The 12,927-nt window shown below is 61.6% G+C and carries 9 protein-coding genes and 1 pseudogene; all 10 read right to left on the bottom strand.

All coding sequences use genetic code 11. The annotated features are described in order from the left end of the window. Window positions 1-306: 306 nt before the first annotated feature. Window positions 307-435: pseudogene (locus KP010_RS23350) on the bottom strand (NAD(P)-binding protein); the annotation flags it as partial. Then, window positions 414-1,214, bottom strand: a complete 801-nt coding sequence (locus KP010_RS14575; RefSeq protein WP_216280982.1) for an aldo/keto reductase — start codon at window positions 1,212-1,214, stop codon at window positions 414-416. The gene KP010_RS14575 and the pseudogene KP010_RS23350, both read right to left, overlap by 22 nt. A gap of 16 nt (window positions 1,215-1,230) precedes the next feature. Continuing rightward, window positions 1,231-2,109, bottom strand: coding sequence for a class I SAM-dependent methyltransferase (locus tag KP010_RS14570; protein WP_158271757.1), 879 nt, complete (start codon window positions 2,107-2,109; stop codon window positions 1,231-1,233). A gap of 24 nt (window positions 2,110-2,133) precedes the next feature. Next, entirely contained in the window at window positions 2,134-3,099 is a 966-nt protein-coding gene (locus tag KP010_RS14565) for a glycosyltransferase family 2 protein (protein WP_216280981.1), read from the bottom strand. Then, entirely contained in the window at window positions 3,096-5,216 is a 2,121-nt protein-coding gene (locus KP010_RS14560; RefSeq protein WP_142861897.1) for a bi-domain-containing oxidoreductase, read from the bottom strand. The genes KP010_RS14565 and KP010_RS14560 overlap by 4 nt, the downstream gene beginning before the upstream one ends. 17 nt (window positions 5,217-5,233) lie before the next feature. Next, the gene (locus tag KP010_RS23345) at window positions 5,234-6,892 is read right to left on the bottom strand and encodes a heparinase II/III family protein (RefSeq protein ID WP_371824238.1); all 1,659 of its coding nucleotides are present in this window, start codon (window positions 6,890-6,892) and stop codon (window positions 5,234-5,236) included. 23 nt (window positions 6,893-6,915) lie between these two features. Beyond that, on the bottom strand, window positions 6,916-8,208 hold the full coding sequence (locus tag KP010_RS14550; RefSeq protein ID WP_246659727.1) for a glycosyltransferase family 4 protein: 1,293 nt from the start codon (window positions 8,206-8,208) through the stop codon (window positions 6,916-6,918). An 8-nt stretch (window positions 8,209-8,216) separates the two neighbouring features. Next, complete coding sequence (wecB, locus tag KP010_RS14545) at window positions 8,217-9,377, bottom strand: non-hydrolyzing UDP-N-acetylglucosamine 2-epimerase (RefSeq protein WP_108916109.1); 1,161 nt, start codon at window positions 9,375-9,377, stop codon at window positions 8,217-8,219. Continuing rightward, window positions 9,377-11,269, bottom strand: coding sequence for an asparagine synthase (glutamine-hydrolyzing) (gene asnB, locus KP010_RS14540; protein ID WP_253203633.1), 1,893 nt, complete (start codon window positions 11,267-11,269; stop codon window positions 9,377-9,379). Before asnB ends, wecB begins: the two co-directional genes overlap by 1 nt. Then, entirely contained in the window at window positions 11,253-12,605 is a 1,353-nt protein-coding gene (locus KP010_RS14535) for a nucleotide sugar dehydrogenase (protein WP_142861931.1), read from the bottom strand. The genes asnB and KP010_RS14535 overlap by 17 nt, the downstream gene beginning before the upstream one ends. Window positions 12,606-12,927 lie beyond the last annotated feature (322 nt).

The raw sequence follows: 12,927 nt of genomic DNA, 5'->3' as shown, positions 1-12,927 counted from the left end.
TAGCCAACAATCTTTAATGGCGCCATCCGAAACAAAAACTCGATCGTTCCGAGGCGACTCTTCGAGGCCGACATCGGCTTCCACCACATCGAAATACGGCGCCAGATCTTCCGAGGTCGAATTTCCCGACAGCGCCAGTCCCAAGACAGCGCGAAGCGTCGTATTCCGCGGTCGGACAAGTCCTCCCCCCCAGTAATGACCATTTCCGCCGAGCACATGATTGCGTGCGTTATAGACGCCATCGTGTCGCCGTGCGGAACAACGCACATTCGGGCGAGCTTCGAGTTGATCCGCGAGAGCAGCCGGCCCTTTCTCGATCAACGCGACACGCATTCCACGCCTTACGAGCAGTTTGGCGACGAGCGTGCCCACCAGGCCGCCGCCAATGATCGTCGCATCGACGTCGAGTATGCTCACGGGAACAGACCCTTCCAGCTGTTCAAGGTCTTGCGCGAGGTCGACGCAAGAATGATCTCGAGTCTCGGGCGCTCAACGCGTAAAGACGACACGAAGTCGACGAAGCCCCGACCCCGGCTCGGCGCCCGATTCGAGAACTCCCGATACGCTCCGTAAGCCACGGTCGCCGCACCCTCGATCGGCAGATCGGCAATGTCCCATATAGGCGCTTGGACCACATCGAAAGGTATGGAATCGAGGACATTTCTTATCGATCGAGATGTTCCACAGACCCCGAACGATCGAATCTTTCCCTCGACCTTCAAGCGCTCCGCGAGATCGATCAATTCAACGGAAATGCGCAATGGCAAAGGCTCCAGCGGCTCATGCATCATCAGACGATCCACGTAATCGGAGCGCAGCCGGCGCAACGATCCATGCAGGCTTTCGAGCAGCGCGGACGCGGAAAAGCAACGCCGCTCATATTCGGAGCCGTAGCTGCGCGACAAATATTTTCTCTTCGCCCGCATCAAAAAAAACATCGCCCTCATGCGTTCGCCATAGAGCTCGACGGGGATGCCGAATTTTGTCGTGAGCTCGACCTCCGATCGTCGCCGGCCGAATGCGTATCCGAGCTCGAGCTCGTTCAGGCCATTGCCGTAGGCCGGCGCGGCGTCGAACGCCCGAAAGCCGAGCTCGAACGCCTGATCGAGCAGCCTCTGCCTGCCGGCGCTCGAAAAGATCCGATGAAGGCTTCCCGCGCCGAACACGAAATCATTCCGCGGCGAGCGCTCGGCGCCGGGCGTGAACGCCGTCATATCGAGCGTCGCCGATTCATGTCGTATAGCCTCCCCCTTTCGCGGGCCTGCGCCCCTCGATCAAGAGATACAGTCCGAAGCGATCCCCGAGCAGCCTGACCAGCGGACGCGGGTAGAACATCCAGGCGAGGCGCGCCGCCCATCCACGATAACGACGGCTCGGCTTGATCTCCAACAAATCGCCGGGACCGAGGCGCGTCGTCACGACAACGGAATCGAATCCCACATCGGCGGCGAGCCTACGTCCTTCTGCGCATGTATAAGCCTTCGTGCCGGGGCTCTCCAAATGATTGAAAATCGCCGAACGCAATCCGAGCGCGATGCGTCCTTTCAACAAGCCATGCGCGACATACAGCATGATTCCAGTCCAGGAGGGAATGTGATAGATCATGGTCCGCATCACGCCGCCCGGCTTCAGAACGCGATAGGCTTCGCGATAAGCACGCTCCGTGTTCGGCGTGTGATGCAACACTCCCCAAGAATAGACGATGTCGAAAGTTTTATCTTCGAACGGCAGAGCTTCGGCGTCGGCCGTTCTCAAAGTGAATCGGCTTTCGGATATCCCCTCGAGCCGGAGATGTTCCGCCGTGAGCGCGATCGCCGCCTCCGTCAGATCGACGCCGGTCGCATGGGCGGCATATCGACACCACTGCTCGAAATCCGTTCCCGCCCCGACGCCTATCTCCAGAATCTGGCGGCCATCCGCCTCCGGGAAGCGCGCAAAATCCAAAATATAAGGTTCGAGACGGATACGATTTTCTGCGATCTCCCGAAACCATGCGAGCCGATCATGGTCCTCGCCATATCGCGTCCCGCAGGTCTCCAATTCCCAATGATCTCGCACGCGAGCCTTCAATTCGCACCGCACGTCGCTGGATCCTTCGGTCGTCACCATTGCATCCTCCATCCTCTCGTCGCGTCACAATGCGATGCGGTGGCGTCGGCGAAGATGGTCGCGAAATGCATCGACTCCGTTCTCGCTTATGTAGCCGCGCGCTTCGTCGACCTTGGCGTCGATCAGGAGAAAATACCAAAGTCCGTGCAAAACATGGAACAAGAGGCCCTCGCGCCCGTCGAGAAAGCCAAATCTCAGGATGTAGCGATAGAAAAAATACAAGAGGCTGCGTAGATAGAGCGGCGCGCCGGCGAAGACGCGGTTGCGAAGGAAGCGCTTCCAACGCGCCTGGGCGTGAGCGTTGCGGTCGACGCGGTGGTCGATCGCGAACAGGCTATGCTCGCGATTTATGAAGTCCACCATCTGCCTTGTCGCGTATCGATTGTGCTTGTCTGTCCACCAATCAATGTCCTTCAGGCTGTGATCGACGAGATCGCCGCCTTTCACACGAATGGACCGCCCACGAGTCAACACGACGCGTTCGTCCATCCAGCGTTGCTCGTAATAGCCCGCGCCGGAGCGCCACAAGCGGGTGAGCAAGGTGGAATAATAGCCGCCGAATCGGATCCAGCGATTACGAAAAACGACTTTGAGCTTCAGATCGAGACCGGTCACATCGTCGGGAAGCGCACTGAGACAATGTCGAAGCGTATCGATCAGCCCCGGCTCGAGATATTCGTCGGCGTCGAGCCGCAACACCCATTCCGTGGCGATGACGCAGCTCGATTGCGCCCATTGAAACTGCTCCGCTTGATTCTTGAACGCGCGTTGAACCACCTCCGCGCCGAGCCCGCGCGCGATCGCGACGGTTCGATCGGTGGAGAAGCTGTCGACCACGATGATGCGTTCGACCAGAGGCGCGATCCGCGTCAAGCAGCGTTCGATATGGACTTCCTCGTCAAAGGTAAGGATGATCGCCGTAATGGACAGCTTTCCCGCGCCGCGAGAAAATGACCCGCGCTCGTCTCGCGCCTCCTGAACGCAGCTCATGCCGAGATCGCGACAGGCGCGCCGATACGCAACGAGTCCTCGATCGCAAAGGTCGCCGCGGTCACAGCCGCGAGCTCCGCCAACGGAATCGGCGGATCGCGATCGCCGCGCGTCGCTTCGAGAAATGCGGCGACGAGTCCGTGCTGTCCTTTGTCCTGCGCGCGCTTGGTGACGATGCTCTTTCCGCCGTTGGTCACCGTCAGCCGTCGAAAATCGTCGAGCTGAATGGCCTTGCCATCGGCGAAGGCTTCGAGAAATTCTTTCGCCACGCCCGGATCGCCGATCGATGTGTAGATGATCGAGCCGGTCGAGCCGTCGGCGAAGCGAATGAGGATCGAAACGGCGTCGGCATGGTCGCGCGCCGTGATCGCCTGCGCCTCGATCGGAAGACTTCCCGATAGAAACGTGAGCGCGTCGACGAAGTGGCAGATTTCGCCGACGATACGCCCCCCCCCCTCCTCGCGCTGGATCCAGCTGTCGCCGGGAATCACACCGGCGTTGATCCGATAGAGCATCACGAGAGGTCCGGTGCGCGGCTCCAACGCGGATTTCGCATCCCGTAACAGCGGCGCGAAGCGTCGATTGAAGCCGACTGTCAGCACGCCCGACGAAATCTCCGCCGCGGCGAGCACATCGGCCAGCCCCGGCGCATCGATCGCGAGTGGCTTTTCGCAAAATACATGCTTGCTGGCGCGAAGGCCGGCCGCCGTCAATGGCGAATGCGTGTCGTGCCTGGTCGCAATGAAAACGGTATCGGTATCGGGATCGTCCAACGCCGCCGCCGGATCGGTCGCCGCGACGGCGAATCCGTGCTTTTGAGCGGCATGTCCTGCGCTCACGCCGGTCGTCGTGACCACCGTGGTCAGCGACGTCTTGCCGACCTTGCGCACGGCGGGCGCGAGCACGCCTTTGGCGTAATTGCCGAAGCCGATGAAGGCGACGCCATTCGCCGCTTTGCGGGGAGGCGGCGCGAGCCGCAATCGTCTCTCGAACTGGCGCGCCTTCGGCTCGGGATATGTAATCAGGATCGCGAGATGGGGCGCTCCGCTGCCCATCAGCGAATAGGCCTTTTCCGCCTCTTCGATGCCGAAACGATGCGTCACGAGCCGCTTCGGCGTGACCTTTCCGTCGGCGACAAGGGCAAGAAATGTTTCCATATTGCGCTGCTCTGTCCAGCGCACATAGGAGAGCGGATAATCGACGCCGCTCTGCTCGTAGCTCGGATCGTGGCGCCCTGGACCATAGGACAAGGACAATTTCAATTCGAGCTCGCGCTTGTAGAAGGGTTCGCGATCGATCGTCATTCCCACCATGCCGACCACGACGATTCGACCTTTCAGGCGACTGATCTCCGCCGCGACATTGATCGGCTCATTGGATTTGCTCGATGCGGTGAGGATCACTGCGTCGGCGCCGTAACCGCTCGTGAAACCACCCGCCGCCTCGCGCAGCCCGTCACGCACAGCAACGTCTGCCCCCAGCTCCTCGGCGAGCTTCACGCGGTCCGCATTGGGATCGAACCCCAGCACACGGCAACCATTGGCCTTCAGCAACTGCACTGTCAACAGGCCGAGCAGCCCCAATCCGATGACCACGATCCTTTCGCCGAGCGTCGGCGCAGCGAGCCGCACGCCCTGCAAGGCGATGGCGCCGAGCGTCACGAAGCTCGCGTCCTCGTCGTCGACGGAGCCGGGGATCGCCGCCGTGAGATTTTTCGGCACAGCGTTGATCTCGGCGTGATTGGCGAGCCCCGCACCTGCGCAGGCGATGCGATCACCGACGGCGTGTGCGCCGCCCCGACGTCCGATATCGATCACCTCGCCGGCCAAGCTGTAGCCGAGCGGAATCGGCGTGTCGAGCTTTGCGAACACTTTTTCGATCGTCGGTCGCAGGCCGTCGCGCTGCACATTGTGAAGCACGCGGCGCACGAGATCGGGACGAGCGATCGCCTTGCCGGCGAGCGACGCCTTGGCGAGATCGATCAGCTGCTTCTCGGTCCCGGAACTTATCAATGACACGCGCGTCGCCACCAGGACGCCACCCTCCGGCGCGCGTGGCGCAGGAACTTCGGCGATTCTCAGCGCGCCGGTTCGATAGTTTTGCTCGACTTGCTTCACGCTATCTCCATTCGCTTCTAGGCGCCTACCGAATGCGACGACACGCGCAAAATGGTCGTAATTTCGCTACGATCCGATCCGAGCCGCACGCGCAGTCGCGTCGTTTCGCGCTCGCGCCCCATGTCGGGCCACCACACCGCTCTTTCGATCTCGATTTTCTGCGCGCAGATCATGAGAATTTCGCTTCCGCCGCGCCTGATGCGCGCGCCATTGTCAGCAACTTCCGCCAGCGCCTCTGGATGCAGGAGAAAGCCGAGCGCCGCCGGTCGTTTCGAGAACGGCTCGATTCGATCACGAATGACGACCTCGCTCGACCTCACCGACAAACGACGGACATGGATGGGGCCGCCGGGAAGGTTCGCGAAACCATTGTGCGATCCCTCGAGGACGAAGCCGTCCTTTGTCCTATCGTAGAATCGCACGTTCAAATCAGGTCGGCGGCCACATCGAAAGGCGCTGAAAAAATCGGCCTGATCGGCATTCTCGAAACAAAGTGTGTTGTGATTGGCGGCCGAGCGTGCGCGCCGGCGTTTCTCGCCCGCGACATATTCGAAGACACCTTGATCGACGAAGATGCGCTCGCCTGCGACCGACCATTCGAAACTGCCGATGTCTCCATGAGCGTGGGCCGGCAGATCATCTGGACCGATGCGGCCGAAATCCGCGACGAAATAATCCGCGCCATTGCGCAGGCCGAAGTAGCCGCCCTGCGGATAGGCGAAAACGCGTTGCGGCGTCGGTCGGCTGCCGAACAATCGCGCATAGACCTCGAGACATTCACCGGGTTCATATGACATGGACAGTCCGGCGTCGTTGAACAAGGCGACGCGGCCGTCTGGATGCGCCAAATCGGCGGTGGCCTGCGCCATTCGTTCTAGCGCCTCGTCGATTCGGCCGGTCGATGGACCCACGCCGAGAGCGCGCCGGCACTCGAGAACGTCAGCGAAGACCTGACAATGATAGGATGGCGAGCGTTCATAATGTACGCCGTCGAGTGGGATTTGCCGCGCCAATTCGTCGATCAGCAAACGCGTTCCGAGCGCACGCCAGCGGTCGGCCATCGGCCCCGCGAAAAATGCAGAGGCCCAGATCAGAGCCTTGATATTCTTCACGAGGTGATTGCCGCCGAGGTCCGTTTCGAGATTCTTCTCGAGATGGCAAATTTGGCTCGCCAAAGATGTGATCAACGGCGCCGCGGCTTCGGAGAGGCAAAGGCGCCGGGCGGCGAGCTGTTGCATCCAGACGACGACCCGCAACGAAAGAGAATAGCTGTTCCAGCTGTCCTTCCAGCACTCGGGTTCGTCTCCGAGATTGCCGCCGATCCACTGGCGCGCCAAATCTGTGAAGAGCGCGTCGTCGACCTCCTCGAGATATTCCATATAGTGCAGATTCATCCGCCAGAGCTGACTGGCGGAGTCTTCATGCCGGCAGCGCCAATCGACATTCGGCCCCGTCTCGAACGACTGTCCGAGAAATATGAGCAGAAACTTGTCGCCGACGCGCTCTAGCCGTCCATGCCTCGGAGCGAACAGAGGGAGTGGGGGTCTCGCCGCGAGCGGCGGAACGACGACGGGCGCTGGCGACCTCCTTGGAGCCCGGCGCCGTAGATCCCTTTCTATGCGACTCACCAGCTTGCGAAGAGGGACGCGTCGTCCGAAGGCGATCGCGCGCGTCATTTTCTGGAAGGGACCGACATCTTTCATCGATCCGCAATCCTTTCCAGCGCGACGCGGCGTCGCCGAGCGCCAGGTCGAGCCGTAGCGATCGCATCATTGAGCACGTCGATATATTTCGCGGCCAACTCGGCGCGATCGAAGTGCCGTCGCACATGCGCATAGCCGGCGGCGCCGAGCCGCTTCGCCAATTCACGATCCTGCGAGAGCCGCATCACGGCCGCCGCCAGCTCCTCGGCGCTCTCTGGAGTGATCGCGACTCCAGCGCCCGCCTCCTCCAGAAGCGTGCAGGCTTCGCCTTCCACTCCGAGAATGATAGGTCGACGCATCGCCATGGCCTCGAACATTTTGGATGGCAACACGGTCCTGAACAAATCGTCTCGACGAAGAACGATGAGGCTCGCATCAATGGCCTCCCAAACCCCCGGCATCGCCTCCTTGGGCTGCTGCCCGAGCATTACGACATTGCTCAATTGCTTCTCGTCCCTGATCTTCTGCAAATGGCGCCGCGCCGCTCCGTCGCCGACCAGGAGAAACGCGATCTGCGGGCGATCTCGAAGGATTTCGGCCGCATCCAGCACGGTTTCCAGACCATGCGCCATCCCATGCGTGCCGACATAGGCGGCCACGAAGCAGTTTTGGAGCCCGAGGCGTCGCTTGACGTCGCTTGCTCCCTCCGAAGGCGTGAAGCGCGTGAGATCGGCGCCGTTCTTGATCACCGATATCTTTTCGGGAGTCCCACATCGCGACGAAATGTGCGAGACGAAGGACTCGGTCACGGAAACGATCCGGTCCGCGCGACGATAAGCGATCCGCTCCAGCCACTCCAGACAACGCACGACGACGCCGTTGCGTATCGCCCCGACAGCGACGATGCTCTCCGGCCACAAATCTCTGATCTCGAGCACCCAGGGCGTGCGTTTGAAAGTCTGCGCCACCAGGCCGATCAGACCACAAAAAAATTGTGGGGATGTCGTGACGACGACATCGGGGCGCCCGAGCCAGAACATCGCCAAGCTGGCCGACGCCGCATAGGAGAGATAATTGATCGTGCGCAGCATGACGCCTTCATTGGCTGCGATGCAGGTCCACACTCGGACGACGCGCACCCCATCGACCGTCTCGCTCTGATAGAGCGCGTTCCTGTGGCCAGGATAAACCCGGCCCTCCGGATGGTTGGGGGCGCATGTGACCACGACGACATCGTGTCCGCTGCGGGCCCAAACGCGCGCATGTTCCGCGGTCCGGGACGCCGGCGCATTAACTTCCGGGGGATAGTAATGGGTGAAGAACATGATGCGCACGTCGTGATCTCGCAATATGCCATTCACGCCGGCAATAGAGCGTGTCTACCGCCGAGATGAGCATCGATCGCCGCGACAATTCGTTCCGCCGCCTTGCCGTCCCACATCGGCGGAATTTGTCCCCTCTTTCCGCCGCCCGCGAGCGTATCGTCGACCGCGCTCGCGAGCGCCTCGATGGATGTTCCCACCAGAATATTCGTTCCCTGCTGGACCGTGACGGGACGCTCGGTGCTGTCGCGCACCGTCAGACAGGGAATCCCGAGCGCTGTGGTCTCCTCCTGGACGCCGCCGCTGTCCGTGATCACGAAACGCGCCTCCTTCATCAATCCAATCGCACGAAGATAGCTGAGCGGCGGCGTGACGATGATGGAGGAGGTCAGCAGCAGCGCATCGAGCCCCGCGCTCTCGATCATCGCCCTGGTGCGAGGATGCAACGCGAAAACGAGCGTGATCTTCCGCGCTATGCGCGCCAATGCGTTCAACAGTGATTCGAGCCTTTCGGGGTCGTCCACATTGGAGGGACGATGAAGGGTCACAAAGGCGAATCCGAGCGCCGCCGCCTGCTCGCTCAGCGCGGGGTCCGCTCCCGCTCCCGACAGCGTCGAACGCACGGGAGCAGCTCTCGTCGAGCAGGCGCGCAGAGTGTCGATCATTACATTGCCGACGAAGACGATGCGCCGAGGCGAGACGCCTTCGGAAATCAGATTGTCGATTGCGGACTGCTCGCTCGTGAACAGCAAATCGGAAAGCCTGTCGACGACGAGACGATTGACTTCCTCCGGCATCGAGCGATCTCCGCTGCGCAGCCCTGCCTCGACATGTGCGAGCGGAATGCCGAGCTTGGCGGCGACGAGAGCCGCCGCCAGCGTCGAATTCACGTCGCCGACGACAATCGCCATATCGGGCGGGCGCGTCGATAGGATTGGCTCGAGCCCCAGCATGATGCGCGCCGTCTGCTCGGTCCCCGTGCCGGAGCCCACCTCGAGATTGATATCCGGCCGTGGAATCTCGAGCTCGTCGAAGAAAATCGAATTCATGGCGACGTCGTAATGCTGCCCGGTGTGAATGAGTTGAGGAGTGAGTCTGTCGCAGTCCGTCAGCGCGCGCATGATCGGCGCGATTTTCACGAAATTCGGCCGCGCTCCGACGATGCAGCAGATGGTTCGCGCTCGCGGATCCGACATTATCGCTCCGTCAATTCGATCGGCGTCGACGCATGCATCGACGAAACGCATCGCGCCCAGACCCGGCTCCAGGGAACGCCACGCTCCGCGGCGAATTTCAAAGGATCGTTCCCTGCCGAGGCTTCGCGCATCCACGCATGGACCGGAATTCCGAAGCCCGTTTTCGGTCGATTCACGATTTCTTCCGGCAGCGCCCGACTTGGCGCATTCGCGAGCAGCGACTTTCCGTTCGGCCGATGGCGACGCCCGAGCAATGGCGCGACGCGACGCAAAAGCCTGCAGTCCACCAATGGCGTGCGTATCTCCAAAGAGTGCGCCATGCCGGCCCAATCCGCGTCGCGTAGCAACTGATTGCGGAGATAGAAGCTCGACTCGAGCGTCGCGACCTCGCCGAACGACGATGTCGGCCCATCCTCGAGCGCCGCGGCGACATGCGCGAGCGGATCCAGCCGCACGAGCCCCTCGCGCAAAAAGTCCACGTCGGCGATCTCGCTGTCGAGCTCTGTCGGAAGAAACAGACCACGAGAGAGCAAATAGGCTCCGGCCGCGCTGCCGCCGTAGGCCAGGAGGCCGATCGCCTTCGGATGCAGACGCACGCCAGATCTGCGCGCCGTTTCCACGAGACGCGCGAAAGCCGTCCCCTTCCCGGCGATGCGCGTGGCGAGGCCGAACCATTTGACGCAATGCGGCACCCTATGGAAGGTGCTATAGCCGCCGAGCAGCTCGTCGCCCCCGACGCCTGAGACCGCCACTTTCAGTCCGAGCTCATGCGCCGCTTTCGCGACGAACCAGCAGTTGATTCCATCGACGCTCGGCTGATCCATCGCTGCGATGATCTGCGGAAGATCGCGCTTGAATTCGGCGGCGCCGATCCGCCTTTTCGTATGATCGGCGCCGTATCGCCTCGCGAGCCGCTCTGCAGCGGGGGCTTCGTCGCTCGCCCCGCCTACGAATTCATCGAACTCGAGAGTGATCGTCTTGATTTGCGTCTGACCGAGATCGCGCATCAGACCGAGCAGCGCCCCGGAGTCGACTCCGGCCGACAGGAAGGCGCCCACCGGGACATCTGCGACGAGGTGATGCCGGACGCTGTCGAGAAGCGCTTCCCGAAACCATTCGTCGCATTCTTCGTCGCTCGCTTTGAGCGCCTCATCCTCGGCGTCCCGAAGAATGCGAGCGATCGAGGCGTAGCGCCGCTCCTTCACACCATCGCGCCCGACAATGATCGTCGTCCCGGCGGGAACAGCGCTGATCGCGCGGTAGACGGTGAATGGCTCCGGCACGCTGCCGAACACATAGAAGCCGATCACGCCCGCAGGATCGGGAACACGCGACGTCAGACCGCCGGCGATCAGCGCTTTGACGCTCGATGCGAACTGAAACACTTTCCCGTCGTCCGCATAATAGAGCGGCTTGATCCCGTAAGGATCTCGCGCGAGCAAAAGCACGCCGCGCTCCGAGTCCCAGAGAGCGAAGGCGAACATCCCACGTAGCTCGCGGACCATCGCTTCGCCCATTTCGGCATAGAGATGCAGCAGCACCTCCGTATCTGATCGGCTGACGAACCGACGCCCCTTTTTCTCGAGCCTGTCGCGCAACTCGAGATGATTGTAGATTTCGCCATTGAAGGTGACGACGAGCCTCCCGTCCGCGCTCGGCATCGGCTGCGCTCCGGCGGGCGAGAGATCTATGATCGACAAGCGACGATGACCCAAGCCGACGCGCTGGTCGCCGGAGATCCACTCGCCGGCCCCGTCCGGCCCACGTTCGGCCATATGGTCCCGGGTGCGAACGAGCGCTTCCCGATCGATCGGGCCGGCGCTCGCCGCGTAAGCGTAAATGCCGTTGACGCCGCACATAGGAGAATGATTCTCGTCAGGCCAGAACGACATTCGAGCTGGTCACGCCCGCCCGCCGGCAAGCGTTGCGCGTATCGACAATCAGCTTTGCGTTCGACGCGAGAGCGGCGTAGTCCACGTCGTCGTGATCTGTTGCGATGAGAACCGCGTCATAATCGGCGAGTCGAACCAGATCCCAGATCTCGGAGCGCCGGCCAGACAGCGATTTGTGCTCGCGTGAGTCCGGAAGGACGCTCACGAAGGGATCGTAGAACCGCACCTGCGCGCCGCGCGCCTCGAGCAATTCGATCATTCGAAGCGCAGGGCTCTCGCGTGTGTCGTCGACGTTCTTCTTGTAGGCGACGCCCGCGACCAAGATCCGCGACCGGCTCAAGCCGCGACCAGATGCACGATCCAACGCGCCCGCCAGCTCGTTGACGATATGCTGCGGCATACTCGAATTGATCTGCCCCGCGAGTTCGATGAACTTCGTCGCGACGCCATATTCACGCGCTTTCCAGGTCAGGTAGAACGGATCGATCGGGATGCAATGCCCGCCGAGACCGGGCCCCGGATAGAAAGGCATGTAGCCGAATGGCTTCGATTTTGCGGCTTCGATGACTTCCCAGACGTCGACGCCCATCGCGCCGTAAACGAGCTTCAGCTCGTTGACGAGCGCGATATTGACGGCGCGGAAAATGTTTTCGGTGAGCTTGACCGCCTCGGCCGTCGCGCTCGACGACACGACCACCGTTCGCGGGACGAATTGATCGTAGAGAATGGCGGCGAGATTGGATGCGTCGACGCTGTCCGCGCCGATCACTTTAGGAATGCGCGAGGTCGAGAATTCGAGATTGCCGGGATCTTCCCGCTCGGGGGAAAAGGCGAGGTAGAAGTCACGATCGCAGACGAGACCGCTGGTCTCCAGAATGGGCCGCAACACCTCGAAGGTCGTGCCCGGATAGGTGGTCGACTCGAGGATCACGATCTGGCCGCGGCGAAGGCGGGGCGCGATTTGCTCGCCTGTCGCCACGACGAATGACAGATCGGGATCGAGATGCGCGTCGAGCGGCGTCGGCACGCAGATCAGCAATGCGTCCGGCTCCGACAAGCGATCGAAATTGGTCGTCGCATCGAATCGGTTCTCGCTCAGCAGCGATCGAATGCGGTCGTCGGGAATATGCTTGAGATAGCTTTTGCCGCGGACCAATGCGTCGGGCTTGGCCGGATCGACGTCGAAACCCAGCACCATCGAGCCCGCCTCAGCGGCGGCGATACAGATCGGAAGGCCGACATAGCCGAGCCCGATCACTCCGATCACCGCCTGCTTGTGTCGCAATTTGTCTTCGAGAATCTGAATGGGAGCGCGTTGCAATGTCGTATTGAGCATCGTTCCGTCCTGTAGGAGCGTTTCGATAGGCATTTCGCGTGCGTAAGGACATCTGGCGCAGGGGCTGGCCGGTCGAGAAATTTTCGATCCGCCACGCTACCGCACTTCGGGTGAATCACATCCCCGAGCGTCGACCTTCGTCGTCGCGCCGCCGATTCGGCGCCGTTGCGCGGCGATCGCACGCCCTATGATCGTGCGTCGCCGAAGAGAGAAGCCGTCAGGCGACCGGGATTCGTCGGTCTGCGATAGAAATTATTCATCGGTCGATTCTGCCGCTTAATCGATTTCGACCGGCCGCGGTTCGCGCAGAGAGTGTCGGAGC

The organism is Methylosinus sp. KRF6 (assembly GCF_018887255.1).
Lineage (GTDB): Bacteria > Pseudomonadota > Alphaproteobacteria > Rhizobiales > Beijerinckiaceae > Methylosinus > Methylosinus sporium.
This window is presented reverse-complemented; position numbering and strand designations above follow the sequence as displayed.